We start from the raw sequence: 25,812 nt of genomic DNA, 5'->3' as shown, positions 1-25,812 counted from the left end.
CAGTTAAGTTGATGAAGTTATTCATTTTATACCAATTGGTACTTTAACGTTTTTATCGGCGTTTAAACGGTATCGTTACCAAGGTTAACACGCATTACTTTGTAAAATATGCCGACAGTATCTTGATGAACTAAGCTAGAAATAATGAGGTGCTTTCGATATGTGAGCTTTTAATCAACAAGCTATCAGAGTATTTGATATGAACTTTTCATGTATTGCTACACTGGCGCTGTTAAAGGCTTAATTTGCAGCTATCTTTTTAAGATAGGTTATTTATTCGGGGACTTTCTATGCTAATCCGCTCAAAGTTGTTACTCAGCGCAGCTGTGTCTATTTCGGCATTAGTTGCCATGTTTGGATTACAACTCCATTCAAATTCGGTTAAGTCGGAGCTCTCGCATGCCGCTCAAAGTGTGCTTGAGTTAGAGCGCGATGTATTGATGTTGCGTAAAAACGAAAAGGATTTCTTCGCTCGCAAGGATTTAAAATATGTTGAATTACATAAACAAAGCCACATGGCCATCGACGGTATTGTCCCCGATTTAGAGAAAGTGTTTAAAGATTACGGTGTGTCGACGGCATCGCTTGAAAGTTTTGACAGTAATTTAAATCAGTATCAAGCTGCTTTTTCTGAAGTGGTGCAGCTACAGCAGGAAATTGGCTTAACGCCTAAAACAGGTTTGTACGGCACATTGCGTACGGCGGTGCACAATGTTGAAACGCTGCTTAAGCAATATAATCAGCTCGAACTCGAAGTGGCTATGCTGCAACTGAGACGTAATGAAAAAGATTTTATGCTGCGCCGTGAGCTAAGTTATGTTGAAACCTTCGATGCCAATATTGGCAAGTTCAATGACAAGCTGCGTTCTTCGAGCTTAGATGCTGATACTCAAAATAAAATTGCAGAGCTTATTACTCAGTATCAGAAAGATTTTAAAAGCTTAACCAATAAAGAGCAGCAACTCGGTTTAACCGAGAAAGATGGCACTATGGCGCGTCTTGTCGCTGCCAACCTACAAATTGAAAGCAGCGCGAATGACTTACATAACCTAGCGCTTAAGGCGATTGATGATGCTGAGAGCAGCAGCGTTAATGTAGGTATTGCTGTGTTTATCTTTATCACGTTGCTGCTATCTTTCATCACCTATCTGATTATCCGCAGTATCATCGCGCCGGTTGAGCGTATCACGCAGATCATTGCTCGCATCGAAGTGAGTAAAGATCTGACCTTGAGATGCGATGCGTCCACGCAAGATGAACTTGGCGAAATTGCACAGCATTTCAATAGTATGGTGAGTAGCTTCCAGCAACTGATTGAGCAAGTGATTGAGTCGGTCGCGACGATTAACACTTCCTGTAAGCGCGTATCTGAAAATGCCATGCTTGCCTCTGAAGGCGTGGGCCAACAGCTCAATGAGACCGATATGGTTGCAACGGCGATAACAGAAATGGGCGCAACCATTGACGAAATTGCTAAAACAACTGAGTTAGCGGCGTTAAAAGCGGGTAAGACGCATGATAATGCGCAAAGCGGTCAATTAGAAGTTGAGCAAACGATTCATAAAATTCAGTCGCTTGCTGAGCAGCTCAATAGTTCTGCTGCGGTCATCGGTGAATTGGAGCGTGACAGTGAGACTATTGGTAGTGTGTTAGATGTGATCCGCGGCATTGCTGAGCAAACTAACCTTTTAGCCTTGAATGCCGCGATTGAAGCGGCACGTGCAGGTGAACAGGGCCGTGGTTTTGCAGTGGTTGCCGATGAAGTGCGTAACTTAGCGATGCGGACACAATCGTCAACACAAGAGATTGCGAACATTATTCAGACCTTACAGACGCGGACTCGCTCGATTGTGCAATTGATGGAATCGAGCCAAAAACAAGGTGTTGAGAGTGCGGAGCAAGCGGCAAGTGCTGGTGCCTTACTTAAGCTTATCAATACCGATGTGCGTAATATCATGGATATGAGTACTCAAATTGCTGCGGCGATTGAAGAGCAAAGCATGGTGGCGGCCGAAGTGAATAAGAACGTGGTAGTGATCCGCGATATCGCCGAGGAATCCTCCCATGCGGCAGATGCGAATGCGTCGGCATCGGACGAGCTGAAAGCGCAGGCTGAATTCTTATTCCGTGCAGTCAGTAATTTTAAAATCTAATATTTAAAAGCCAATGCTAATCTGATGAGCAAAAGCTAGCTTAGAAAATACACTAACAAAAACGCACTCCGAGGAGTGCGTTTTTATGTCTGAGTGATTAGCTCTGCAAGCTTAGTTATTCGTTAAAACAGCACACTGTGCATCGGAACCACTCAGATTAGTCAGAACGTTCAGTGACTACTATGAGTGACGGAACAGTTAGTGACGGAACATGGCAGAAATAGACTCTTCGTTGCTTACGCGACGAATTGCCTCAGCCAGTACCGCAGACATAGTTAACTGAGTTACTTTAGCCACTTTCAACATTTCTGGGCTTAAAGGAACAGTGTCAGTCACAATCACTTCATCAATCACTGAGTTAGCGATATTTTCAGCCGCTTTGCCAGAGAACACTGGGTGAGTTGCGTAAGCAAATACGCGGTTCGCACCATGTTCTTTTAAGGCTTCAGCCGCTTTACACAGAGTGCCGCCTGTGTCGATCATATCGTCAACGATAATGCAGTCACGACCTTGAACATCACCAATGATGTGCATAACTTGCGCAACGTTCGCTTGTGGGCGACGTTTATCAATGATCGCTAAATCAGAATCATCCAACAGTTTTGCTACTGCGCGAGCGCGAACAACACCACCGATGTCTGGAGAAACAACGACTGGATTATCTAAGTTCTTCGCTAACATATCCTCTAGTAGCACTGGGCTACCAAATACGTTATCAACAGGAACGTCGAAGAAACCTTGAATTTGCTCAGCGTGCAGGTCACAGGTCAGAACGCGGTCAACACCCACGCTAGACAGGAAATCGGCAACCACTTTTGCAGTAATAGGTACACGGGCGCTACGAACGCGACGGTCTTGACGAGCATAACCAAAGTAAGGAATAACAGCTGTGATACGGCCAGCAGATGCACGGCGCAGCGCGTCAACCATAACGATGAGTTCCATCAGGTTGTCGTTTGTCGGTGCGCAAGTGGATTGGATGATGAACACATCGGCACCACGTACATTTTCGTTAATTTGGACACTGATTTCACCATCGCTGAAACGACCAACCACTGCGTCTCCGAGTTTGCAAAATAGACGATCGGCTATCTTTTTAGCGAGACTGGGGGTGGCGTTCCCAGCAAAGAGCTTGATGTCGGGCACTGTATGAACCTCAGGCGTTTGCTTTATATTTTAGTGGCTAGAGTAACGACGATATAGGGACGGGAGGAACCCGAGGCGTTATCGTTAAGTGGTTACCCTAGAAGAAAGTAGTTTAAGGGTGACTGAGTCGCGTGATGAGCGGCGAAAGATTCATCCCTTGTGCAACAAATCCTTGCATTTCAGACGGTAATTTCGCCAAGGCTGCGAGAGCTTGTTGCTGTTGTGTGAATTCCCCGAACACGCATGCGCCTGTTCCTGTCATTCTCGACGGCGCATATTCTAGCAGCCAGCCTAATGCCTTGGCAACTTGAGGGTATTTAGAAACGACTAGTTTTTGACAATCATTTGCCCAAGGTTGGCTCATTAAGGTATCTATGGCCAGTTTCGGGGTATCACGCGGTAAAAGTGGATCTTGGAATACGTCGGCGGTGGAAACATGGGCATCGGGTGCTATGACTAAGTACCAAGGCTCACTTGGATTTACTGCTTGTAAGCGTTCACCCACACCTTCGGCAAAAGCGGCGAAACCATGAATAAAAACAGGAATATCGGCACCCAATTTAAGGCCGATTTTAGCCAATTCTTCGGTCGATAATTGGGTATGCCATAACTTGTTCAACGCCACTAATGTGGTCGCTGCATCGGACGAGCCGCCGCCTAAACCGCCGCCCATGGGCAGCCGTTTATCCAGCCAGATCTCAGCACCACCGTTAAAGCCCGTGGTTTGCTTTAATGATTTTGCGGCTCGCAGAATTAAGTTATCGCTGTCAGCGACAACGCCCGACATATTGGAGTGCAAAATCAGTTCAGGGGTTTCAGTGACCTTAAAATCGAGCATGTCGCAGCAATCGATAAACTGAAACAAGGTTTGCAGTTCGTGGTAACCGTCGGCACGGCGGCCATTAATGTGTAAAAACAAGTTGAGCTTGGCTGGCGCAGGCCAATTGCGGGAAATTGCAGCGGGCATCTTAAGGTTGTTCTCCGACTAAGATCGCGGGCTTGCCAAGAGCTTGCCATTGATTCAGTTGTAGTTTGAGTTGTAAATCGCCACGTTCAAGCTTTAATTGATGGGGCACACTGGCGCCGCTCTGGGATTGCCAACTTAAAAATGCGACCTGCCAAGGTGGCGGGGTTTGAGTATTGGTTAGCTGTTTAGGTTTGCCTTGGCTATCGCGTACGATGACCTGATCATTGGGGCCAACTTGGCCTGTGATCCACAAAGGTAAATCGGCCAAGGGGATCGACCAACCGCTGACACGCTCAAGTAAACGTTGGGCATTATCGTCGCGAAAGTCTTTGCCATCGATATGCAAATGGGCCGAGTTCGGGGTTGAGTTAAGCGTCAACACCGTCGTACCTAGCATAGTGGTGAGTGTCAGTTCGTCGCGATCTTCACTGTGGCGCCAGTAGATATTAGCGCTGAGCTTATCGTCAGGGGTTTTTATCGCCAGTTTACCCTGTAATTCCCAAGCGGTTGCTTGGCGCGCATCCGTGACTGTGATTGGGCTTAGGTCAGTCATCGGCGGCAAGGTTTCACACCCCGCCAGCAAGAGTAGGGCGCTTAAGGTAAAACAAGAGAAAATGGTTTTTGTGAGGCGCTTCAAATTATTCATCTATGACTGATATACCAAAGTCCTTATGATACGAGGGCTTGGAAAGAATACCAATGCCAAACGTAAAATTTCCATCGGCGGTCACTTAGATTTGCTCCTTCGGGGCAAATCCTGCCTTACCTATCATTGATAGAAAATTTAGGTAAGAAGTTAGACCTTTATTCGGTTTTGTTAAGCGTATTCTGTTTTTAGTTGGGCCGATTCAGTAGAATGCCCTTATTAAGAGAGTCGCCAAGAATCTAGAAAGAGTCAGATGAGCCTTGTAGCAATCGGTATTAACCATAAAACAGCCACGGTAGACCTGCGTGAGAAAGTTGCCTTCTCTCCGGACAAAATTCATGACGCTATGAAGAGTCTGGCCAGTCGTACACGCTCAGGTGAAGCCGTTATTGTCTCGACCTGTAACCGCACTGAGTTGTATTGCAACAACGGCGATGAGGCCGATATTATTGCGTGGCTTGAAGAATATCACGGCCTTGATCATAAGGACGTCGCGCCTTGTCTCTATAATTATCACGGTCAGGATGCCGTCAGGCATTTGATGCGTGTGGCCTCTGGGCTCGATTCGTTGATCTTGGGTGAACCGCAAATTCTCGGCCAAGTAAAACAAGCATTCGTTAAGGCCAAAGAGGCTGGAACTGTTGCACTAACAATAGACAGACTCTTTCAAAATACCTTTTCTGTCGCCAAAAAAGTCCGTACCGACACTGAAATCGGCGCCGCCGCAGTGTCTGTGGCATTTGCCGCGGTGAGCATGGCGAAACATATTTTCTCGTCGATATCGACCACAAAAGTGCTGTTGATTGGTGCTGGTGAAACCATAGAGCTGGTTGCTAAACATCTTAAAGACAACGGCGTGGCGTCTATGGTCGTAGCAAACCGGACGTTAGAGCGCGCCCAAGGCATGTGTGAGGAGTTTGGCGCAACAGCAATTACACTGGCACAGATACCAGATTATCTCCCAAAAGCCGATATCGTGATATCCTCTACCGCCAGCCCTCTGCCTATCTTAGGTAAAGGCATGGTCGAAAAAGCGCTAAAGCAGCGTCGCCATCAACCTATGTTATTGGTTGATATAGCAGTTCCCCGGGATATTGAGCCGGAAGTCGCCGATTTGGATGACGCGTTTCTGTATACAGTGGACGACCTGCATAGCATTATTGAACAGAATATGGCTTCTCGAAAAGAAGCCGCCGAGCAAGCTGAAGTAATTACTGAAGAACAATCTTTCCTATTTATGGATTGGATCCGTTCTTTAGAGTCGGTCGACAGTATTCGCGAGTATCGCAGCCAGAGCATGGCGGTAAAAGATGAGTTAGTAGAACGTGCCCTGAATAAACTAGCCCAGGGCTCAGACACTGAGCAGGTATTGATTGAACTAGCCAATCGCCTGACCAATAAACTTATCCACGCACCGACACAGGCCCTCACGGCAGCGAGTCGTCAGGGCGATTTGAATACTCTCGGTCAGTTAAGATCAGCGCTTGGATTAGATAAACACTAAGGTTAGCGAGTTAAATGAAGGAATCCGTTATCCGCAAGCTGGAAGGCTTGCTCGAGCGCAATGAAGAAGTCATGGCTTTGCTGGGTGATGCTAGCGTCATTTCTGATCAAGACAGGTTTCGTGCGTTATCGAAAGAATATGCCCAGTTAGAAGACGTTGTTGCTGGCTTTAAAGCCTATCAGCAAGCGCAGGCTGATCTTGATTCTGCCAAAGAAATGCTGGAAGAAGACGATGCAGAAATGCGCGAAATGGCGCAGGAAGAGATGAAAGCCGCTAAGGCCAAACTCGAGCATCTTGAAGATGAACTGCAAATTCTTTTACTGCCAAAAGATCCCGACGACGATAAAAACGCCTTCGTTGAGATCCGCGCAGGTGCAGGCGGTGATGAAGCCGCGATTTTCGCGGGCGATTTGTTCCGCATGTACAGCCGTTATGCCGAAGCAAATCGCTGGCAGATTGAAATTATGAGCTGTAACGAAGGCGAACATGGTGGCTTTAAAGAAGTGATCATGAAGGTGAGCGGTGAAGGCGTATACGGCAAACTTAAGTTTGAATCCGGCGGTCACCGCGTACAACGTGTGCCAGAAACCGAATCCCAAGGTCGTGTGCATACTTCTGCGGTGACTGTGGTTGTACTGCATGAAGTACCTGAAGCGGAAGCGATTTCAATCAATCCTGCCGATCTGAAAGTCGATACTTTCCGTTCATCGGGTGCGGGTGGTCAGCACGTTAACAAAACTGATTCTGCCATTCGTATTACCCACATTCCAACAGGGATAGTGGTGGAATGCCAAGATCAACGCTCGCAACATAAGAACCGTGCCCAAGCCATGAGTGTTCTGGCCGCACGTATTCAAGCTGTTGAAGACGAAAAACGCCGTAGCGCCGAAGAATCGACCCGTCGTAGTCTGGTTGCCAGTGGTGATCGCTCCGAACGTGTACGTACTTACAACTTCCCGCAAGGCCGCGTGAGCGAACACCGCATCAACTTGACCTTATATCGCTTGAACGAAGTAATGGAAGGCGATCTCGATGCTATTTTATTGCCTCTGATGCAAGAGCATCAAGCCGATCAGTTAGCCGCACTGGCTGACGAGCAGGGATAGTTTTGTCAGATCAATCTAGCATAGCCGAAGCCCTGCAATGGGCTTATGTGCAGTTAGCATCAACCTCTGAATCCGCTCATCTGGATGCAGAGGTTTTGTTGTTATATTGCCTCAATAAAAGTCGCAGCTATTTATATACTTGGCCTGAAAAATCCCTGACGGTTGAGCAGTGGAAACGCTTCCAGCAAATGGTACAGAAACGCCAAAAGGGCGTGCCTGTGGCACATATTGTTGGTGAGCGTGAATTTTGGTCGCTGCCTTTTATCGTTAACGACACGACTTTGATCCCGCGTCCTGACACGGAAATTCTGGTCGAAACCGCTTTGAACCTGCCGCTTTCAACCTATGCCAAAGTGCTCGACTTAGGTACTGGCACTGGGGCTATTGCGTTGGCGTTAGCGTCTGAGCGTGAGTCATGGCAAATCACCGCGGTCGATAAAGTCGATGATGCCGTGGCTTTGGCTATCGCGAACCGTGAGAATTTAAAGCTGCCGCAGGTCGACATTCTTCAAAGCGATTGGTTTAGCGCGGTAAAGTCGCGTGACTTTGACTTAATCGTCTCAAACCCACCTTATATTGATGAAGCAGACGAACATTTGCACCAAGGTGATGTGCGTTTCGAGCCCCAAAGTGCGTTAACCGCCGCCGAGGAAGGCTTTGCCGATCTTTACTATATTGCCAACACTGCCCGAGATTACTTAAAGCCTAATGGCTATATTCTGCTGGAACATGGTTTTGAACAGGCGGTAAAACTCAGGGCTAAACTTATTGAACTGGGCTATGAAAATGTCGCCACAGTGCGAGACTTTGGCAGCAATGACAGATGCACTATGGGTAAATGGGCAGAATAACGCGTTGCTTTAAGTGAAGGTATTTACCCTGTTATACCGATTTATCGAACGCCATTGGTTATTGCCAATGGCGTTTTTGTTTTCTAAAGAGTCACCTTAAGCAGATGTAGGGTGACAATCGCAAACCTTAAACATCACAACGCTTTCACCATAAAGAATTTACTGCCGGTTTCTGGGTAGGCTTGTTGTATCCACTGTACGCGATAGCCGTGGCGCTCATAGAAGGGCTTAGCTTGGAAATCTAAGGTATCGAGTAGGGCAAATTGGCAGCCGCGCGCTTTTGCTTGGCTTTCTGCCTCTAATAGCAAGCGCGTGCCGATTTTTTGGTGTCTTAGGGCGTCATCGACCCACAGGTAATCAATTAACAACCAATTGCCGAAGGTTTTACCGCTTATTCCTGCTAACAGTTTGCCTTCGGTATCTTGTAATTTGAGGCCGAGATTCTTACGGCTAAGCCCTTGCCATTGGGCTTGGTTAAACTCGACAATTTTTTGTTTTACGGCATCGGCGAACTCGGTTGATTCGTCGTTAATTAAGCTTAAATTCATCGTCTATTCTCGTTTGATTTTTTATGATGTTAGCTCTGACTATCAGGCTGATAGGCATTGGTATGCCGTCACGGATTAGGGTAAACTAGCGCCTTTGTCACTGACCATAAGTATCGTAATGGAAACTTTTTACAGTCTATATCCTGCGGTTAAACATCTGCATTTTACCTTTATCGCGTTGAGCGTGTTGCTGCTTACCGTGCGCTTTGTTCTGCATCTGCGCCAATCGGCTTTGATGGAGAAGAAACTGCTCAAGATAGCGCCCCATGTTATCGACACTTTCTTATTGCTGTCGGGTTTAACCCTGTGTTTTATGATCCAACAATTTCCTTTTGTGGATCCTTGGATGACCGAAAAAATCGGTGCTGTAGTTGCTTACATTGTCCTAGGTGCGATTGCCATAAAGGCAAACAGAAACAAGTTGTTCAAAGTATTTGCTTACTTAGGCGCGATAGGCTGGCTGGTTTATGCTGCTAAATTGGCTCATTTTAAACAAGCGGTATTATTGGGTTAATGGGTAACTACACTCTGCAAGATGGCATTTCATTGCCCGAGTCGGCATTGGATGTAGGTGCGCACCTTGGATTTTCTAAACTAGAAGCCGCTAAATGGGCTTGGTTTGAAATGGCGGGAGCCGTATTAAGTCATTACTTGGTTGACCAACAACAGCGTTTTAATGCGCTGTTGCATTGGTTTTACGAGGATTTAGGCTTTTGTGTCCGTGATAACTACTTCAGTACTGAGGCGGCGGATTTAGGCACTTGCTTGATTAGCCGCCAAGGGAATAGCACTACGCTGGCAACTGTCTTGATGTTACTGGCGAAGCAGTTAGATCTTGAGCTTGAACCGATATTGCTACCTGGTAATACTGTGCTGCGTTGCAAGATTGCCGGTGAAGTGAGTTATCTGGATCCTTTGACAGGCAAGGAGCTCAACCGTCACCAGTTGCATGTGTTAGTGCGCGGCGAGTTAGGCAATGCGGCCGAGCTTAAGGCGAGTTACTTAAAGCCAGCAACGGTGAAAAAACTGCTGACGCGCATGCTGCATGAGCTAAAAGCCGGTTGCATAGTGTCGCATCAATTTGAGGCGGCGATGGAATGTTGCAGCCTGCTATTGCAATGGCATAGTGATGATGTGCACCTCAATCGTGAGCGAGCCTTTATCGCCCAGCAGCTAGGTTGTATTAATGTGGCGGCTGCTGATTTGCAGCACTTTGTCGATAACAGCCCCCACGATCCCGTGATAGAAATCGTGAAGATGCAGCTCAAAGAATTAAATGAGCACGCCGAGATTTACCATTAAAGCAGAGCCTTTCGGGGCTCTTCTTATTTATCAACTGTTCAATCCAATCAGCAAAAATAATAATACTGGGCAGATGGAAGTTTGACCCAGGGACTTAAAGGTTAAGTCTCTAATAAAAATAAAATAATAACTGTATTAACAGGGAGAAATTAGCATGACAAGCACGGCTTTAGTGACGAACGATGCCACGGCGTTAGGGATACTCGCGACAATTCTAGGTTTTGTATTTTATACCAGTAGCAGTAGTCATCCTTTTTGGCAGAAGTTTTATCGTTTTATTCCCGCCCTTTTATTGTGTTATTTCTTGCCCTCTTTATTGAATACCTTTGGGGTGATCGACGGTAATACCTCACAACTGTATTTTGTGGCGTCACGTTATTTACTGCCAGCTTGTTTAGTCTTATTAATTTTAAGCGTTGATTTAAAAGCGATTTTAAGTTTAGGGCCGAAAGCCTTAATCATGTTTTTAACCGGCACTGTCGGTATCGTCATCGGTGGCCCGATTGCTTTGCTGTTAGTGTCGATCATCGAGCCCTCTTTAATTGGAGTTGATGGTCCTGATGCGGTATGGCGCGGCATGACGACCTTAGCCGGAAGCTGGATTGGCGGCGGCGCAAACCAAGCAGCGATGAAAGAAATCTATGCGGTAGGTGGCAATATTTTCTCTGTGATGGTGACAGTCGATGTGATTGTCGCCAATATCTGGATGGCCGTATTGTTATTTATGGCCTCAAAGGCGAAAGAGATTGATGCGAGAACGGGTGCCGATACTTCAGCAATTGAAGCGTTAAAAGACAAAGTTGAGAAGTATCACGCTGAAAATGCCCGCATTCCTAATCTGCGCGATCTTATGCTGATTGTCGCCGTTGGTTTTGGTATCACAGGTATCGCCCATATGGCCGCCGACTTCCTTGGGCCATTTTTTGAAGCGAACTATCCTTGGACTGAAGATTACAGCTTAACCTCTAAGTTCTTCTGGTTAGTGGTGATAGTCACAACCATTGGTTTGGCGATGTCCTTCAGCCCAGTACGCCATTTAGAGGCGGCGGGGGCATCGAAAGTGGCGTCGGCCTTCCTTTACATCTTAGTGGCGACGATTGGTCTGCATATGGATGTGAGTAAAGTGCTCGACACACCTTTGTACTTTTTAATCGGTATTGTGTGGATGATAGTGCATGCTGGCTTTATGTTATTGGTGGCTAAGTTGATAAAAGCGCCGCTGTTTTACATGGCCGTGGGTAGTCAAGCAAATGTCGGCGGTGCGGCATCTGCCCCTGTTGTTGCTGCGGCATTTCACCCCGCTTTAGCGCCTGTTGGTGTGTTGTTAGCCGTATTTGGTTATGCGTTAGGGACTTACATGGCGTGGCTCTGTGGTCAGCTTTTACAAGCAGTTGCGGCATAGCGGCCTTAGCCCTATATTCAGTTCATCGCTGGGAAAGGTTCCAGCATTTTAGAGAGAAGTTGCGATGAGTAATAAAATCATAAACCTAGGTTCAATCGAGATTGCCAACGATAAACCTTTCGTGTTGTTTGGTGGCATGAACGTGCTTGAGTCTCGCGATCTCGCTATGTCGATTGCTGAAACCTACGCCGAAGTGACCCAAAAACTGGGTATTCCTTATGTGTTTAAGGCGTCCTTTGATAAGGCGAATCGCTCTTCAATCAACTCTTACCGTGGCCCTGGCATGGAAGAAGGTTTGAAGATTTTTGAAGAAATCAAAAAGACCTTTAACTTACCTTTGATCACTGACGTGCATGAAGTGCACCAGTGTGCGCCTGTTGCTGAAGTGGTTGATATCATTCAGTTGCCAGCATTCTTAGCCCGCCAGACAGATTTGGTTGTCGCTATGGCCAAAACCGGCGCTATCATCAATGTGAAAAAACCACAGTTTTTAGCGCCGCACGAAATGCGCCACATCATCACTAAGTTTAACGAAGCGGGCAATGACGAGATCATCCTGTGTGAACGTGGTTCAAGCTTTGGTTATAACAACTTAGTCGTTGATATGTTGGGCATGGATGAGATGAAACAATCTGGTTACCCTGTCATTTTCGATGCGACCCATGCGCTGCAACGCCCTGGTGGCCGTGCCGATTCAGCGGGCGGACGTCGTGCACAGGCGAGCGAATTAGCGCGAAGTGGTATGGCGCTAGGTTTAGCGGGTCTATTCATTGAAGCACATCCCGATCCTGATAACGCTAAGTGCGACGGCCCATGTGCCTTACCTTTGCATCAGTTAGAAAATTATCTGAAGCAAATGAAAGCAATTGACGATTTGGTTAAATCTTTCGAGCCAATCGATACTAGCAAGTAATCGCAAGCTAAGACTTAATGAATTAGTGACTTAATGATTTAATCCCAAAGCCTCGACTCGTTCGGGGCTTTTGTTTTTCAGCTGAAATAATCCGATGGCTATAACCCCGTAGCTATCTGAAACATTAATGTTTTATGATGAGGTTTGCCTAACTCTCGTCTTTATTGCCGACTCATTCTTAACGGAATACCTTCATGTGGATCTTATTAACTTTGCTGGCGGCATTTATGCAGGCTTGGCGTAATGCGTTTCAAAGCCAGCTGAGTAAAGAGGTCAGTGTTGCGGGCGTGACCTTAGCGCGCTTTATTTGGGCTGGGCCGATTGCTGCCATATATCTGGCGGGTTTATATCTTTGGCAGGATGTCGGTATCCCCGATTTTAGCGGCCGTTTTATCGGTTTTATCTTAGGCGCCTCGGCGATGCAAATCCTCGCGACGGGCTTGATGGTGAAACTGTTCAAACAACAGAATTTTGCTATTGGGGCTGGGCTGGCTAAGAGTGAAGCTGTGGTTGCGGCGATATTAGGCACAGTGTTTTTTGGCACTCATTTATCACCATTAGGTTGGTCGGGTGTATTACTGGGTGGTGTGGCGATTTTTCTGTTGAGTGCCAAACAAGGTCTTCGAAGTCTGTCGCTCAATACGGTATTGATTGGTTTAGCCTGTGGAACTTCGTTTGCGCTGACATCGCTCTGGGTGCGGGAGGCGAGTTTGTGTTTGAATATCGGCTTTCCCCATAGCGCCGCTTGGGTGCTGTTATTCGTGATTAGTCTACAGACCTTAGTGTTAGTCAGTTATCTGTTACTTAAGGATAAATCCACACTGGCCGCGTTATGGCAGCGACCTAAGCTAACCTTACTCACTAGTACCGCCAGTTGTTTAGGTTCTATCGGCTGGTTTAGTGCAATGTCGCTGCAGGCTGTGCCTTATGTTAAAACCTTAGGCCAAGTTGAAGTCTTCTTTATGATCTTAATTGTCACCTTTTGGCTGAAGGAAAAAGTACAGATAAAAGATATGCTAGGGTTAGTCATGATCGCTATGGCCGCCATTTTAGTGATGTGGGAATAGTTTAAAACTCCTTGATGTCATTCTGATTTTTTATACTAGAATAAAACGCGATTTAGCCAGTTTATATCAAGTTGACATGAACTGAGATACAAACATATACACGTCTTGCTGCTTAGATTTTGATACCATTTTTAACCGAGCGCAGTGCGAGTTAAGGAACTAAACAGAGAACTATGCGAATAAAAATAGCAAAATTAAATCTGCCATTGTGGCAATGGCTGGCAGTGATATTGTTTCCCATTGGGGTTGCTGTTGTCGCAAGTTATCTTTCTGCACAGTATTTTGTGGAAGATAAAGTCAAAGGTGTAGGGGCTATTTATGTAGATCACATAGATACGTTGATCTCTCATGCCGATGAAATCAGCCATTATGCATTGGCGCTGAAGGACACTGAATGCAGAGAATTACACAACTATATGTTGTTCCAACCTTACTTTCGCTCGGCTTTAATATTTGATTCGCAACGTGTTTATTGTTCATCTAAAACAGGTGATATCGACGTACCTTTAGGCATAGTCAGTGCCACTGAAAATCTTGAAATACCTAACCAGTTTATTATTGGCGGCACGCCTTTTATGCCTGAGGTGCCAGCGATAGTGGCATCAAACTGGGAACCGATATCTCAGCACGGCGCCGCTGTGATTATTGAAGGGAAATATTTAGTAGATTCCTTTGTACAGCCCGATGTGTTCCCTAGCGCAGTGATTAATGTCGCTTTATCTATAAATGGTAAAACGATTCCAGAGTCACTCGGATTCATGAAAAATGAGGTGATGACGCTCGATTCTGATAAGCACAATTTTTCAGTGTTACTAGAAATGTCGCCAGCCTTTTTCTGGCATTTCTTTTGGATATTTTTGGCCATTTCTTTACCCGTTAGCATAGTCTTGATTATGGGGACTATCCTATTTGTGCTTTATTCAAGGGTTACTCGCCATTCCCTTGCCGATGACATTCGCAGTGGGATAGAGAACGAAGAGTTTTTCTTAGTTTATCAGCCAGTGATTTGTGCCGAGGACGGCAAGGCAAAAGGCGTTGAGGCATTAGTGCGTTGGCAGCACCCACAAATGGGCTTAGTGCGGCCTGATTTGTTTATTCCCATTGCCGAAGAGGGCAAGTTAATTGTCCCATTGACCAACTATATTTTTGAGCGGGCATTAAAAGATTTTGCCGATATGAAGGTCGAACTGGGCTTTAGAATTGCGTTTAACGTGGCGCCAGAACACTTTACGCAGGATGATATTGAGTCGAAATTTATTCATCTGCGGGATTCACTGGAGCGTATTGGGGTTAAGCCCTTGATTGAAATCACCGAACGGCAATTGCTAACGCCGGATATTTGCCAGTGTATTGAAAGCTTGCGACAGTTAGGGATTCTAGTGGCAATTGATGACTTTGGTACTGGGCAAACCACTTTATCCCTGCTGCAAACGATGCCGTTAGACTATCTGAAAATTGATAAATGCTTTATCGATACCATAGGACAAGATTCTGTCACTTCCCATGTGCTTGATACTATTATTGAACTTTCCCATAAGATGAATTATGTCGTGGTGGCAGAAGGGGTTGAGACGCAGGAGCAGGCGGATTATTTAACCAGTCGCCAAGTGCATTTTTTACAAGGATATCTTTTTGCTAAGCCGATGAAGCTGGCTGATTTAAAGTTATGGTTAGTCGAGCATTTTAAACGTTAGCATCATCAAACTAGTCAGCAATAAGGGCACTTAGGTGCCCTTATTGCTGCTCAGGCGTTATAGCTCAAGTTGTAGCCTAAAGCGTTTAAAGACTATAGCGCTTAAAGACTATAGCATTTAAAGACTGTAGCCAGTTTCTTCGTGTTCCGATAAATCTAAGCCGTTAACTTCTTGTTCTGTGCTGACACGAAGGCCGCCAACTAGCTTACGGATGATCACGAATAGCAACCAAGTGACCACAGCTGTATAAGTGAATGTTGCCGCGACCCCGATAATCTGTACCCCAAGTTGGTCTATCATGGTTTCGTTCACGGCTGCAAAACCGTAGCCGCTAAAGACGCCTAATTGGGTCGAGCTAAACACGCCGGCCAAAAGAGTTCCGAGAATACCGCCAACCCCGTGTACGGGGAAAACGTCTAAGGAGTCATCGATCTTAAGTTTCTGTTTGATATAAACCGTTGAGTAAAAACACACGATCCCGCCGAGTAAACCAATCACTAATGCGCCCGCTGGGCCAACATAACCTGACGCCGGCGTGATAGTGCCTAAGCCTGCTACCATACCAGTGACTATACCGAGGGCGCTGGGTTTACCAAACTTAATCCACTCGATTGCTGCCCAGGTCATCGCGCCCATAGAAGCGGCGAGATGAGTTGCTAAAATCGCCATGGCTGCGGTGCCATTGGCGCCGAGCGCGCTGCCACCATTAAAACCGAACCAACCGACCCACAGCATGCCCGCACCTGTGACTGTCATGGTCAGGTTGTGCGGCATAATCGCCGAGTTTAAAAATCCTTTGCGCGGACCTAGCACTTTAGCCGCCACGAGCGCTGCAACCCCGGCGGTAATATGTACTACGGTTCCGCCCGCGAAATCGTACAGTCCTAGCTGTGCTAACCAGCCACCGCCCCACACCCAGTGGGTGATCGGCGCATAAACCAATAATAACCAAGCTCCAGAAAAGATGAGCACGGCCGAAAATTTCATTCGCTCGGCAAAGCCACCGATGATCAATGCTGGCGTTATAATGGCAAAGGTCATTTGAAATAGCATAAACAGGGGCTCAGGAATATCCCCGCTGAGACTATCTCGGCCAATGCCCGACAGTAATGCTTTACCTAAGCCACCGATAAATCCATTACCTGTATCGAAGGCGAGTGAATAACCTATGGCAAACCATAAAACTGAGACAAGGGCGGCGATCGAGAAGCATTGCATCAAGATCGAGAGCACGTTCTTGCTGCGCACTAAGCCGCCGTAAAACAAGGCTAATCCGGGTAAGGTCATCAACAACACCAGCGCGGATGAGCTTAAGATCCACGCGGTATTTGCGCCGCTGAACTGACTCTCATCGGCGACAGCATTGGTCGCCAACATACTGAATAATATCAATAGATATTTAAAAATGAGTCTGAAGTTCGCTAGCATCATAGGGCATCCACTCCTTCTTCCGAAGTGCGAATGCGCACGACTTGTTGGAGTTCGGTCACAAAGATTTTGCCATCGCCCACTTTACCCGTATGGGCAGCGGTAATAATGGCTTCGATAACGGCTTCTTCTTGATCTGAGTGAATGGCGACTTCGAGCTTCATCTTAGGCAAAAAGTCCACTGCGTATTCGGCGCCACGATACAATTCTGTATGGCCCTTTTGGCGGCCAAAGCCGCGCACTTCAGTAACAGTCATGCCATGGACGTTCAGCTGAGTTAAGGCTTCACGTACATCGTCTAATTTGAACGGTTTAATGATTGCAGTGACCAGTTTCAATTTTCTCTCCAACAAACTTCAGGCTCAATTTATTGGAATAAAGCAGGAATCAGGCCATATAAACAAAGCATTTATTATCATTGTGTTAACATTCAGTCGCACCGAAATTGCATGAAAGGTTGATGCAAAACGGTGCAAGACAGAATTTAATCGCCCTGATTTGGTGCGTTTTATTGGTGCAAGCTAAGTGTTGCTGACAAGTATCAGTGCAGATAGTCTCGAGCAGATATAGAGCGAGGGGAATCAGCGTTTTAATACGCTGCATGAGTGCGGGAAATTAAATCGTTATTTACAGATTATCATGATTAAACAATATTTTAACTTTGGTTGTACTAGGCTAGTTGTACTCGGTTAAACTACTAGCTGTTTGACTCGCGCCCAAAGCTCGGCATTGACTGGCGCACTTAAACCGTGCGCTTGTGCGCGCTCACAGATATAGCCGTTAATTTGGTCAATCTCGGTTCGCCTTTGATGCGCAATATCTTGGTGCATCGACGAGAAGTTCCCCGCAGTGAGACGGATCACTTGGTAGACCCTATCGTGCAAAAATGATTTATCAAGCGACACACCATCATGTGCGGCAACCATGACTAACTCATCGAGAATACTATTTATCATGCCACTAAAATCTGGCTCAGCCAGTTTGCCATTGGGGCATTGATATAACGCCGTGAGCGGATTAATGGCGGCATTGACTGCGAGTTTTTGCCACAGGCAAGGCACAATCGCATCGACCCATTCACTGCTCGGAATGGCAGCCAGCAAAGCGTTGCGATAATGCTCCGTCAGTTCAGCGCCTGTGAAATGCCCCAGCTGAGTCAGCCCTTGTCCGGTTTGCTTAATCTGCCAAGGGGCTTGGCGTAACACCCCTTGAGACGTTGTCCCTAAGCTTAGCCCTCTGCCATTGGCTTGTGCATCAATGAGCGGTGCTAGTGCTAAATGAGGTCCCATGCCATTGTGTAATAACAAAATATGACATTGATTAGGCAGTTGCTTGAGTAAGGGAGAAAGCGCATCAAGCACTTGATAGGCTTTAACGCAGACAATCACCAGACGGATATTGTCGAGCGTATCGGCAGTTAAGATAGGCACCGAATACGGGATAGCGTGTATCTGCTGTTGCTTGTCATCGGCAGACGCTAATGGGGTGAAACTCAGGACCTGCTGGCTAGCTTCGAGGGCATTACGGCCGATAAAACCGATATTCATGCCCGCAACTGTTAATTGGCGACAGATCAGTTGTCCAACGGCACCTGCACCTAAAATGGCAATATCCACAGCATGAGTCATATTCGCAGCCTTAAGATTTCTGTATCAGCGCCCATTTAAAGCGTTCGAACTAATCTTCCCGCAACTGAGCCGCACGAAAGTATTTGCCATAGGCCCAATTACAAAAGTAGAACAGCGCTATGCCCGCAAAGTCGGCAATGACATCCGCCACAGAGGCGCTACGGTAGGGCAAACGCGATTGCACTAGCTCAATTAAAATGGCATAGCTTGCCAATGTGAGCGATAGCCAATACCACTTAGGTTTGAAAGCGAGGTAGGAGAGATAGGAGAGGCAAAAAAAGCTCCCAAGATGGCCTACCTTGTCGATATTCGGAATACTTTGCGAATAGGTTGGTCTGGAAAATACCAGATAACTGATCACGACAAAGGCTACGGCTAAAGCCAGCTTAAATAGGGTATTTTTAGTTATCACAAATATGTTTGCATTAGCTTAGAGTGGGGCAATGATAGGAAAATCCACCACTAAAGTCATCCATGATTACGCTTTTATTCTAGGCTTTACCTTCAACTTAGGCCTGTGTGTGGGTAAACTAGCTGCATATTAATTTGATATGGGACATAAAAACTATGCCTTCAATGGATATTGTGTCAGAAGTGAATGAAGTTGAACTGCGTAATGCGGTTGATAATACCAAGCGTGAGCTGGCCACACGTTTCGATTTTCGCGGTAAAACGGCTGACGTGGAATATAAGGATCATGTGGTCACGTTAACCGCTGAAGATGACTTCCAATGCCAACAATTAGTGGACATTTTACGTATGCAACTGAGCAAACGTAATGTGGATCCGTCTTCGATGGAAGTCGATGAGAAAGCCATCCACAGCGGTAAAACCTTCTCCCTAAAAGTGAAGTTTAAAGAAGGTATAGAAACCTTAATCGCTAAAAAACTGGTCAAGCTAATTAAAGACAGCAAACTTAAAGTGCAAGCGTCTATTCAGGGCGAGAAAGTACGAGTTACAGGTAAAAAACGTGACGATTTACAAGCTGTCATGGCGTTGGCACGTGAGTCTGAGTTAGGCCAGCCTTTCCAATTTGATAACTTTAAAGATTAATCGAGCAAATTTGGTTTAACGTGATGCAGTATCGCGTTTGTAATTTCGTCTTTAAATGTAAAAGCCCTCACACTAAGGTGTGAGGGCTTTTTTATATTGATGACATAAGTGCTATGAGACCTTAATCCGATTTTGCTGCTGCACTTTTTGACGAATCATCCATTAATGATGTGCTGGGGTGCGGCGCATACTTGTTGACTAAGATAACCAAAAACAACACAGGAAAACCAATCACACTGGCGGCGACAAAGAAGTTCACATAGCCAAATGCGTCGACATAGGCCCCCGAGAAGCCCGCGATAAACTTAGGGAACAGCAACATAATCGAAGACAGTAAGGCATATTGCGTTGCACTGTAGCCGCTGCTGGTGAGACTCGATAGATAGGCTATAAAAGCCGCCGTGGCGATTCCGGCACTAAAGTTGTCTACGGAAATGGCAAAGGTTAAAAAGGGTACGTTGTAGCCAATCACTGCCTGCCACGCGAATAACAGATTGGTTACGGCAACCAACAAAGCGCCAAGGAAAAGGATCTTCATCGTGCCATAACGCGCTAACAAAATACCGCCGAAGGCTGCGCCGACTAAGGTCATGATCAGGCCATAGATCTTACTCAAATAGGCAATTTCTTCCTTAGTGAAGCCCATATCCACATAAAAGACGTTCGCCATAATGCCCATCACAATATCTGAGATCCGGTAGCAAGAAATCAGCAATAGGATGAGGATAGCGCTGCGGCCATAGCGTTTGAAAAAATCAATAAAAGGCAAAATACTGGCCGTGTAAACCCAAGACATGCCAGCGGCGATAACGCTTGGATAAGTGGCGCTTAAACGTTGTTTTAGCACTAATTCGGTGGCATCGGCGGCGCGGGTATCGACTTTGGGCTCTCGGCTAAAAAGCGTGGTCAAAATCCCCACCGACATCAAGCCCGCCATAATCAGGTAAGAGGTTTGCCAGGCCACTAAGTTGTATGCTGTGTTACCGGGTTCGACCCAAGCCGCTATCGTGAGCGCACCTGCGGTGGCGACTATCATGGCGCTGCGGTAACCCACTTGATAGGCGGCGGCTAATGCGGCTTGCATCTTTTCTGGGGCGGATTCAATTCGAAAGGCATCAATCACAATATCTTGGGTGGCGGAAGCAAAGGCGACCATTAATGCGAATAGCGCTAAGCGTTCGAGATCCTTGAGCGGATCGCTGAATGACATACCTAAGATAGCGCCGACCAATAACAACTGAGCGAACAGCATCCAGCTACGGCGGCGGCCAAGAAAGCGAGTTAGCAGTGGTAGCGAGAGTCGATCGACTAAGGGCGACCAAGCCCATTTAAACGCATAGGCCAAGGCTATCCAGCTGAAATAACCGATTGAAGTGCGATCAACACCGGCTTCACGCAACCAAAAGGATAGCGTTGAAAATACCAACATTAATGGTAGGCCGGCGGAAAAACCCAGTAATAACAGGATCAAAACCCGCTTATGATAATAGACACTGAGTGCATCGAGTGTACGTTGAATAAAACCTGTTGCGGACATAGGTATGAGTCTAGGTATTTAATCCGCCTAGCTTACGGGTAAGGTGCCATAGGGTTCAAGGGCTAATGGCATTCCTTTTATATTGAGCTCTCGTTTTGGCGCATTTTGGTGATTGAATATGGCTTAAGCGTTAATCTTCTGTTGCTAAGCGTGAGCCGCGGGTTTATATCGTCAGTGTTAAGCGTCAGGATTAATCATCGGGATTGATTGCCTGTATGAATAGAAAAAATGACAAAAATGAAGGGGGAGGAATCAATTACGCGATATAAAAAGGCCCTGATAACAGGGCCATTTTCTATTGATAGGCATGCAGAACTTAAGGTCTTATCCCGACGCATCCCTGCGGCACTCGGCCGCCTAAACTCAGATAGTCACAGCAATCATTTACTTGCTTACGCAGATATTGATTACCGCGGATCACACAGTCAGGCCACCTGTTAAAGCTGTGAAGCAAGTGCCAAAACACTTTTTCAGTTTCCGTTTGCGCTTCGCCAGTCGAATTCAATTGCTGCCATTCTTCTAACGTGTCCCATAAGTAAAGTTGCACTTCATGGAAGTCGAGTTCTTCACTCAAAAACGCTTTTCCATAAAAGGCGAGTTGGGGCGCTTTATTATCGATGAACTCAGTTGCTGTCATCGTTTGCCTCCTTTCTGTTTGCTATCACAGTATAGATGCAAAATTAGCGCTTTTGCTCGAAAATATTTTTGGATTACTGTTTTGGTAATAATTTAGCGGTTTTCAATATGATAGGTGTCACAGGAACATCGGGCCAATTGAGCTTAGCGTTCGTGCCTGTCTCAACGACAGCCATAGCTTCGAGGACAGTTTTACCTTCAATCACTTCACCAAATACCGCATAACCCCAACGGCGTTTGGATGGGTCGAGTTTAGTATTGTCGGCCACGTTGAAGTAGAACTGGCGTGTGGCTGAGTGCGGTTCATTTTCCCGCGCCATGGCGATAGTGCCTATGCTGTTGGTGAGCCCATTCCCCGATTCGTTGACTATCGGTTTGCCGTCTGGCAGCTCTTCATACTTAGGGGTGAGTCCACCGCCTTGCACCACAAAGTCACTGATCACACGGTGAAATATCGTGTTGTCGTATTCGCCTTTGACGACATAAGTTAAAAAGTTATCGACAGTGATAGGTGCGCGTGTTCTATCTAGTTCGATCACTATTTTGCCTAAGCTAGTGTCAAACTCGACTCTGGGATACAAGGTATCGGCCTGAATGTCGAGTGCGAAGCTATTGTGACTCATAAAGAGAAATAAGAGGGCTGATATCCAACGGAGCATATTGATTTCCTTATAATAAACTGACGCTGTTATTGTTGTAGAAACTGATTAAGCTCAGGATCATTGAGAATTTCGCCTGTGAGTTGGCCGAGTAATTTATTCATATCCAGCTCCAAGGTCGCAAAATCGGGTGTTAAAGGGCCTTTCAAGGTGCCTTTTGCCTTATAACGTTTAACCAGTTCTTGGGTTGAGTTTTTGGCTTGCACTGCGATTAATACACTGTGTTTTGCCTCATAGCCAAAAGTCTTTTTAGTGACATCCATTTGCAATTCTTCTAATTGAATTTGCACTGAATTGGTTGCACTAGGATCGATTTGATAACCGGCTTGGTTAAAGCCTGCGCGGAACACTTCATCGAGCAGCAACTTAGGCGGTTCACTTGGGCCGACCAAACGTGTTTTTGTCCCTTCTTCAATAAAACGAGCAACATAATCGACGGTGCGCGTATCGACGGTTTCAAGAGAGATAGGTACAGATTGCGCCGTTTGTTGACTGATATTGGGCACTTGGGGACTGAAAGCCATATGAGTCGGGTTTTGGCTGGCACAGCCCGCAAACAGCAGGGGAAAAGTCAAAGTCAGTAATAGCCGTTTCATGGGATCTCTCGTACAAGTAAAAGTGGCTACAGCATACCAGAAATCACTTTTGATGCCACAGAACACCTCGATTCAGTTGGAGTACAGCTTACAGTGATAACATCCAGTGTTCACTATGGGTTAGTTCATTTCATCTGGAGCAAAACATGTCAAAACTGTCGTTAATTTCGATTGTTGTGGGTCTGACAATGGCGTCAAGCATCATTAGCACCAATGCATTCGCGGGGGATTCCGCCCATATACTCGGCGGCAGTTTAGGCTACGGTACTCAAGAATTTGAAACCAACAGCGGTAAATATGATGCAGGTGATACCTTCACCAGTGACTTGTATTATCGCTTTATGCTTAATGAGCATTTTGGTTTTGAAGCGGGGTATTTAACGGGGACGGGTGGAGTGGCGAGTGCACTTATTAGTGGTATCAGTGAAATCAAAGATTTACATTACCAAGGTATCAGAACCACTGCTTATGGCGAATATGCGTTGTCTCGTGGTAATAGTCTGTACGCCAAGCTCGGCGCCGCTTATACCAAAGTGAGTTATGAGATGGATAAGCAAGAGATGGATTCGGATGATGTAGGATTTTACGGCGCTGTAGGTTGGCAATATCGTTTTCGCTCTGGCTTTGGACTCAATCTTGAGTACCAATATGTGCCAATGAAAGAGTTAGAGCTGCAAGGGGTCAACTTTGGCGTGAGTTATCGATTCTAACTCGCAAATATTATCAATTAGCCTCAATTAAGCGCCCTTGGCGCTTTTTTCGTTTTAGAACCTTGGATATTAGAGCTGTAAACAGAATACTCGCCCGCAACAAAGTGACAACATTTTAGCCTTGCACTCTTTTAATGCAAAGGGGGACAGGTTAGAGTAAAAATTCGATGTTTAGAATGAGAGAGCACAAATGCTCCCGCGTCCTTTCTGTAAGGCTTAGTCATGTTAACGATAGCAACGCAAATCGCCCCAGATAGCCTGATCAATCCCAAGGGCTTACCCCATTTCGGCCATTTTGATGGCATAGTTAAAACCTTAGGTTTAGTGGACTTTGCCTACTTCGATACTATGGATAAACCCGCTTCAGCGTGGGCCAAGCATTTCGATTATAAACAATTTCAGTTTGTCTCTTTGGTCACACCGCGTTATGTCCTTGGTATCGCACTTGCCGATATTGCTTACGTCGGCAGTGCGTTTTGTTATTTATACGACATAAAAACCAACACTCTCACCCAGCTTGATTGGCTAAAACCTTTGAGGTTTGGCTATCAGATGACACCATCACCCGCTGAGGGTAAAAGTCGTATTGGCCGTAAAGGAGCGCAGTTAAGTTTTGAGATCGTAGAGGGCGGTTGGCGGTTAATGATTGATACTAAAAACATTCAAGCCGATGTGACTTTGCACTCAGCTCCCTTAAGTTTGCCTATGGCCATGTGTAGTCCTACTGGATACAACGGCTGGACTTACACACAAAAGCATAATGGTTTGACGGTTAAAGGTAGTTTGACTGTAGACCATGAACCGCAGCCGCTGAATCACGCTTTAGCTGGCTATGACTTTTCGGCGGGTTACATGCGCCGCGATACGAGTTGGCGCTGGGCGTCGATCAACGCGCGGATCCATGAGGGCATAATGGGGCTTAATTTAGCGGCGGGTGTCAATGAAACCGGCGCTACTGAAAATGTCTTTTGGATTAATGGCGAGCGTCATTTACTCGGACCAGTGCAGTTTGAGTTTGATCGACACGCCACGCTCGGCGCCGAGGTTTGGCGAGTTTACAGTCAAAATGGTCAAGTGGATTTGCAGTTTGCGGCGCGCAATTGCCGCAGTGAAAAGCGTAATTTGCTCTTGCTTAAGAGTAATTTTCGTCAATTCATCGGTCATTTCAGCGGCACGATTACCGATAATCAAGGGCGCAGTTACCAATTGAATAATGTGCTGGGACTCGCCGAAGATCATTATGCCCGCTGGTAACCAAATGCGGGTTGTCAAACGCGACTAACCGACCACTGTTGCCTGTGTTGTGGCGTTTAATGCGGTTTATAACACTCGCTCAGAATTGATATAAAAACACTAAAAATAATCATAAAACAACAAGAAAACAGGACGACCTTATATGGATATCGCCTCGCTGATCCAGCACCCCGAAGTGTTACTGCTCGTACTCGCGCCGTTGTTTTTCGTGTGTATTTTACTGGAATGGTATTTTGGCGATAAAAGACAAAAACTACCTTTGAGTGCACGTTATCGCGGCCAAGAAGTGCTGTGTAATTTCAGCCTCGCGGCCATGCATCAAGGCGCTGATCTGCTCACTGGCTTGTTGATCGCTAAGCTGTATCTAGCGGTGTTTGGTTGGAAGTTATTCGATATTGAAATGGGCCCATTAAGCTTTATTGCCTTGATGGTTGCGCAGGACTTTTGTTATTACTGGTTCCACAGGGCGAGCCACAGAGTGCGCTGGATGTGGGCGGCTCACGTGGTGCACCATAGCTCTGAGAATATGAATTTTAGTACGGCTTTTCGTCAGAGTTTAATGTATCCATTGGCGGGAATGTGGGTATTTTGGTTACCGCTGGTGGTCATAGGTTTCGATCCAAACTGGGTGGTGTTTGTGGTATTACTCAATCTGGGATTACAATTTTTTGTGCATACCCAAGCGGTTAAATCACTCGGACCGCTGGAATGGGTCTTTAATACTCCATCGCATCACAGGGTGCACCACGGTCGCAATCCCCAATATATCGATAAAAACTATGCGGGTGTGTTGATTATTTGGGACAAGCTGTTTGGTACTTTTGAGCCCGAAGTGGAGACAGTGATCTACGGTATCACTAAGCCTGTGAATAGTTTTAATCCCCTTAAAGTGACGTTTAGCGAATGGCGAGACATGTTTGCTGAGGTTACCGCGGCAGGCTTGAGTGTTAAACAACGCTTACGTATCTTGTTTGCTCCGCCTAACAGCAGTTTAAAAAGTGAGGAATAACAA

General features: G+C 46.2%; 26 protein-coding genes. 14 read left to right on the top strand and 12 right to left on the bottom strand.

Annotated elements, in window-relative coordinates; genetic code table 11:
- Window positions 1-290 precede the first annotated feature (290 nt).
- Window positions 291-2,153 carry a methyl-accepting chemotaxis protein gene (locus Q4Q57_RS12235; protein ID WP_311890969.1) on the top strand — a complete coding sequence of 621 codons (1,863 nt, stop codon included), beginning with the start codon at window positions 291-293 and terminating at the stop codon, window positions 2,151-2,153.
- A 198-nt stretch (window positions 2,154-2,351) separates the two neighbouring features.
- On the opposite strand, the gene Q4Q57_RS12230 is transcribed toward Q4Q57_RS12235, so the two are convergent.
- The 3 genes from Q4Q57_RS12230 to lolB form a co-directional block, all read right to left on the bottom strand.
- Window positions 2,352-3,299, bottom strand: a complete 948-nt coding sequence (locus Q4Q57_RS12230; protein ID WP_006080255.1) for a ribose-phosphate pyrophosphokinase — start codon at window positions 3,297-3,299, stop codon at window positions 2,352-2,354.
- Between the two features lie 112 nt (window positions 3,300-3,411).
- Window positions 3,412-4,266 carry a 4-(cytidine 5'-diphospho)-2-C-methyl-D-erythritol kinase gene (ispE, locus tag Q4Q57_RS12225; RefSeq protein WP_259541389.1) on the bottom strand — a complete coding sequence of 285 codons (855 nt, stop codon included), beginning with the start codon at window positions 4,264-4,266 and terminating at the stop codon, window positions 3,412-3,414.
- A gap of 1 nt (window position 4,267) precedes the next feature.
- The gene (gene lolB, locus Q4Q57_RS12220) at window positions 4,268-4,912 is read right to left on the bottom strand and encodes a lipoprotein insertase outer membrane protein LolB (protein WP_006080257.1); all 645 of its coding nucleotides are present in this window, start codon (window positions 4,910-4,912) and stop codon (window positions 4,268-4,270) included.
- A gap of 253 nt (window positions 4,913-5,165) precedes the next feature.
- Here lolB and hemA point away from each other — a divergent pair, with 253 nt between their 5' ends.
- The 3 genes from hemA to prmC are packed head-to-tail and all read left to right on the top strand — an operon-like array spanning window position 5,166 to window position 8,373.
- A complete protein-coding gene (hemA, locus tag Q4Q57_RS12215) occupies window positions 5,166-6,416 on the top strand; it encodes a glutamyl-tRNA reductase (protein WP_012090153.1) in 1,251 nt (416 codons plus the stop codon).
- A gap of 14 nt (window positions 6,417-6,430) precedes the next feature.
- Window positions 6,431-7,522, top strand: a complete 1,092-nt coding sequence (prfA, locus tag Q4Q57_RS12210) for a peptide chain release factor 1 (RefSeq protein ID WP_012090152.1) — start codon at window positions 6,431-6,433, stop codon at window positions 7,520-7,522.
- 2 nt (window positions 7,523-7,524) lie between these two features.
- Complete coding sequence (gene prmC / locus Q4Q57_RS12205; protein WP_107403806.1) at window positions 7,525-8,373, top strand: peptide chain release factor N(5)-glutamine methyltransferase; 849 nt, start codon at window positions 7,525-7,527, stop codon at window positions 8,371-8,373.
- A gap of 134 nt (window positions 8,374-8,507) precedes the next feature.
- Here prmC and Q4Q57_RS12200 read toward each other — a convergent pair whose 3' ends face one another.
- Window positions 8,508-8,921 carry a GNAT family N-acetyltransferase gene (locus Q4Q57_RS12200; protein ID WP_311890968.1) on the bottom strand — a complete coding sequence of 138 codons (414 nt, stop codon included), beginning with the start codon at window positions 8,919-8,921 and terminating at the stop codon, window positions 8,508-8,510.
- Window positions 8,922-9,039: 118 nt separating this feature from the next.
- Between Q4Q57_RS12200 and Q4Q57_RS12195 the strand changes: the two genes are divergently transcribed.
- From Q4Q57_RS12195 to Q4Q57_RS12170, 6 genes are all read left to right on the top strand, one after another.
- Window positions 9,040-9,435 (top strand): SirB2 family protein, encoded by a 396-nt coding sequence (locus Q4Q57_RS12195; RefSeq protein ID WP_006080263.1) that lies wholly within the window; start codon window positions 9,040-9,042, stop codon window positions 9,433-9,435.
- Window positions 9,435-10,223 carry a SirB1 family protein gene (locus Q4Q57_RS12190; RefSeq protein ID WP_259567604.1) on the top strand — a complete coding sequence of 263 codons (789 nt, stop codon included), beginning with the start codon at window positions 9,435-9,437 and terminating at the stop codon, window positions 10,221-10,223. The genes Q4Q57_RS12195 and Q4Q57_RS12190 overlap by 1 nt, the downstream gene beginning before the upstream one ends.
- 154 nt (window positions 10,224-10,377) lie before the next feature.
- On the top strand, window positions 10,378-11,625 hold the full coding sequence (locus tag Q4Q57_RS12185) for a DUF819 family protein (RefSeq protein WP_311890967.1): 1,248 nt from the start codon (window positions 10,378-10,380) through the stop codon (window positions 11,623-11,625).
- 64 nt (window positions 11,626-11,689) lie between these two features.
- Window positions 11,690-12,538 carry a 3-deoxy-8-phosphooctulonate synthase gene (kdsA, locus tag Q4Q57_RS12180; protein ID WP_311890966.1) on the top strand — a complete coding sequence of 283 codons (849 nt, stop codon included), beginning with the start codon at window positions 11,690-11,692 and terminating at the stop codon, window positions 12,536-12,538.
- Window positions 12,539-12,732: 194 nt separating this feature from the next.
- A complete protein-coding gene (locus tag Q4Q57_RS12175) occupies window positions 12,733-13,605 on the top strand; it encodes a DMT family transporter (protein ID WP_311890965.1) in 873 nt (290 codons plus the stop codon).
- A gap of 173 nt (window positions 13,606-13,778) precedes the next feature.
- On the top strand, window positions 13,779-15,299 hold the full coding sequence (locus Q4Q57_RS12170; RefSeq protein ID WP_311890964.1) for an EAL domain-containing protein: 1,521 nt from the start codon (window positions 13,779-13,781) through the stop codon (window positions 15,297-15,299).
- A 117-nt stretch (window positions 15,300-15,416) separates the two neighbouring features.
- Here Q4Q57_RS12170 and Q4Q57_RS12165 read toward each other — a convergent pair whose 3' ends face one another.
- The 4 genes from Q4Q57_RS12165 to Q4Q57_RS12150 all read right to left on the bottom strand — a co-directional run bounded on the left by Q4Q57_RS12165 (window position 15,417) and on the right by Q4Q57_RS12150 (window position 18,767).
- Entirely contained in the window at window positions 15,417-16,730 is a 1,314-nt protein-coding gene (locus tag Q4Q57_RS12165) for an ammonium transporter (RefSeq protein ID WP_006084071.1), read from the bottom strand.
- The gene (locus tag Q4Q57_RS12160) at window positions 16,727-17,065 is read right to left on the bottom strand and encodes a P-II family nitrogen regulator (RefSeq protein WP_311890963.1); all 339 of its coding nucleotides are present in this window, start codon (window positions 17,063-17,065) and stop codon (window positions 16,727-16,729) included. Before Q4Q57_RS12160 ends, Q4Q57_RS12165 begins: the two co-directional genes overlap by 4 nt.
- Before the next feature lie 351 nt (window positions 17,066-17,416).
- Window positions 17,417-18,355, bottom strand: a complete 939-nt coding sequence (locus tag Q4Q57_RS12155; RefSeq protein ID WP_006084070.1) for a ketopantoate reductase family protein — start codon at window positions 18,353-18,355, stop codon at window positions 17,417-17,419.
- A 49-nt stretch (window positions 18,356-18,404) separates the two neighbouring features.
- Window positions 18,405-18,767: a VanZ family protein gene (locus Q4Q57_RS12150; protein ID WP_006080272.1), complete on the bottom strand. Its 363-nt coding sequence runs from the start codon at window positions 18,765-18,767 to the stop codon at window positions 18,405-18,407.
- Window positions 18,768-18,922: 155 nt separating this feature from the next.
- Between Q4Q57_RS12150 and Q4Q57_RS12145 the strand changes: the two genes are divergently transcribed.
- Window positions 18,923-19,408 (top strand): YajQ family cyclic di-GMP-binding protein, encoded by a 486-nt coding sequence (locus tag Q4Q57_RS12145; protein ID WP_006080274.1) that lies wholly within the window; start codon window positions 18,923-18,925, stop codon window positions 19,406-19,408.
- 121 nt (window positions 19,409-19,529) lie between these two features.
- On the opposite strand, the gene Q4Q57_RS12140 is transcribed toward Q4Q57_RS12145, so the two are convergent.
- The 4 genes from Q4Q57_RS12140 to Q4Q57_RS12125 form a co-directional block, all read right to left on the bottom strand.
- A complete protein-coding gene (locus tag Q4Q57_RS12140; protein ID WP_311890962.1) occupies window positions 19,530-20,945 on the bottom strand; it encodes an AmpG family muropeptide MFS transporter in 1,416 nt (471 codons plus the stop codon).
- 316 nt (window positions 20,946-21,261) lie between these two features.
- Window positions 21,262-21,582: a hypothetical protein gene (locus Q4Q57_RS12135; RefSeq protein ID WP_006080276.1), complete on the bottom strand. Its 321-nt coding sequence runs from the start codon at window positions 21,580-21,582 to the stop codon at window positions 21,262-21,264.
- 73 nt (window positions 21,583-21,655) lie between these two features.
- Window positions 21,656-22,240, bottom strand: coding sequence for a peptidylprolyl isomerase (locus Q4Q57_RS12130; protein WP_261272263.1), 585 nt, complete (start codon window positions 22,238-22,240; stop codon window positions 21,656-21,658).
- Between the two features lie 29 nt (window positions 22,241-22,269).
- Window positions 22,270-22,836: a YajG family lipoprotein gene (locus tag Q4Q57_RS12125; protein ID WP_107949073.1), complete on the bottom strand. Its 567-nt coding sequence runs from the start codon at window positions 22,834-22,836 to the stop codon at window positions 22,270-22,272.
- A gap of 146 nt (window positions 22,837-22,982) precedes the next feature.
- On the opposite strand from Q4Q57_RS12125, the gene Q4Q57_RS12120 reads away from it, so the two are divergent.
- The 3 genes from Q4Q57_RS12120 to Q4Q57_RS12110 all read left to right on the top strand — a co-directional run bounded on the left by Q4Q57_RS12120 (window position 22,983) and on the right by Q4Q57_RS12110 (window position 25,809).
- Entirely contained in the window at window positions 22,983-23,546 is a 564-nt protein-coding gene (locus Q4Q57_RS12120; protein ID WP_107949071.1) for a porin family protein, read from the top strand.
- 222 nt (window positions 23,547-23,768) lie between these two features.
- On the top strand, window positions 23,769-24,800 hold the full coding sequence (locus Q4Q57_RS12115) for a DUF2804 domain-containing protein (RefSeq protein ID WP_311890961.1): 1,032 nt from the start codon (window positions 23,769-23,771) through the stop codon (window positions 24,798-24,800).
- 142 nt (window positions 24,801-24,942) lie between these two features.
- Window positions 24,943-25,809 (top strand): sterol desaturase family protein, encoded by an 867-nt coding sequence (locus Q4Q57_RS12110; protein ID WP_107949067.1) that lies wholly within the window; start codon window positions 24,943-24,945, stop codon window positions 25,807-25,809.
- The last annotated feature ends 3 nt before the right edge of the window (window positions 25,810-25,812 follow it).

The sequence above is a fragment of the Shewanella sp. SP2S2-6 genome, from assembly GCF_031931965.1.
Classification (GTDB): Bacteria; Pseudomonadota; Gammaproteobacteria; order Enterobacterales; family Shewanellaceae; genus Shewanella; species Shewanella baltica.
Note: the sequence above shows the minus strand (reverse complement) of the source record. Positions and strands in the feature narration are given on the sequence as shown.

Coding starts and splice junctions, on each gene's coding strand:
- Q4Q57_RS12235 (WP_311890969.1), top strand. CDS start 291: ATGCTAATCCGCTCAAAGTTGTTACTCAGCGCAGCTGTGTCTATTTCG.
- ispE (WP_259541389.1), bottom strand. CDS start 4,266: ATGCCCGCTGCAATTTCCCGCAATTGGCCTGCGCCAGCCAAGCTCAAC.
- lolB (WP_006080257.1), bottom strand. CDS start 4,912: ATGAATAATTTGAAGCGCCTCACAAAAACCATTTTCTCTTGTTTTACC.
- hemA (WP_012090153.1), top strand. CDS start 5,166: ATGAGCCTTGTAGCAATCGGTATTAACCATAAAACAGCCACGGTAGAC.
- prfA (WP_012090152.1), top strand. CDS start 6,431: ATGAAGGAATCCGTTATCCGCAAGCTGGAAGGCTTGCTCGAGCGCAAT.
- Q4Q57_RS12200 (WP_311890968.1), bottom strand. CDS start 8,921: ATGAATTTAAGCTTAATTAACGACGAATCAACCGAGTTCGCCGATGCC.
- Q4Q57_RS12195 (WP_006080263.1), top strand. CDS start 9,040: ATGGAAACTTTTTACAGTCTATATCCTGCGGTTAAACATCTGCATTTT.
- Q4Q57_RS12190 (WP_259567604.1), top strand. CDS start 9,435: ATGGGTAACTACACTCTGCAAGATGGCATTTCATTGCCCGAGTCGGCA.
- Q4Q57_RS12185 (WP_311890967.1), top strand. CDS start 10,378: ATGACAAGCACGGCTTTAGTGACGAACGATGCCACGGCGTTAGGGATA.
- kdsA (WP_311890966.1), top strand. CDS start 11,690: ATGAGTAATAAAATCATAAACCTAGGTTCAATCGAGATTGCCAACGAT.
- Q4Q57_RS12175 (WP_311890965.1), top strand. CDS start 12,733: ATGTGGATCTTATTAACTTTGCTGGCGGCATTTATGCAGGCTTGGCGT.
- Q4Q57_RS12170 (WP_311890964.1), top strand. CDS start 13,779: ATGCGAATAAAAATAGCAAAATTAAATCTGCCATTGTGGCAATGGCTG.
- Q4Q57_RS12165 (WP_006084071.1), bottom strand. CDS start 16,730: ATGATGCTAGCGAACTTCAGACTCATTTTTAAATATCTATTGATATTA.
- Q4Q57_RS12155 (WP_006084070.1), bottom strand. CDS start 18,355: ATGACTCATGCTGTGGATATTGCCATTTTAGGTGCAGGTGCCGTTGGA.
- Q4Q57_RS12145 (WP_006080274.1), top strand. CDS start 18,923: ATGCCTTCAATGGATATTGTGTCAGAAGTGAATGAAGTTGAACTGCGT.
- Q4Q57_RS12140 (WP_311890962.1), bottom strand. CDS start 20,945: ATGTCCGCAACAGGTTTTATTCAACGTACACTCGATGCACTCAGTGTC.
- Q4Q57_RS12135 (WP_006080276.1), bottom strand. CDS start 21,582: ATGACAGCAACTGAGTTCATCGATAATAAAGCGCCCCAACTCGCCTTT.
- Q4Q57_RS12130 (WP_261272263.1), bottom strand. CDS start 22,240: ATGCTCCGTTGGATATCAGCCCTCTTATTTCTCTTTATGAGTCACAAT.
- Q4Q57_RS12125 (WP_107949073.1), bottom strand. CDS start 22,836: ATGAAACGGCTATTACTGACTTTGACTTTTCCCCTGCTGTTTGCGGGC.
- Q4Q57_RS12120 (WP_107949071.1), top strand. CDS start 22,983: ATGTCAAAACTGTCGTTAATTTCGATTGTTGTGGGTCTGACAATGGCG.
- Q4Q57_RS12115 (WP_311890961.1), top strand. CDS start 23,769: ATGTTAACGATAGCAACGCAAATCGCCCCAGATAGCCTGATCAATCCC.
- Q4Q57_RS12110 (WP_107949067.1), top strand. CDS start 24,943: ATGGATATCGCCTCGCTGATCCAGCACCCCGAAGTGTTACTGCTCGTA.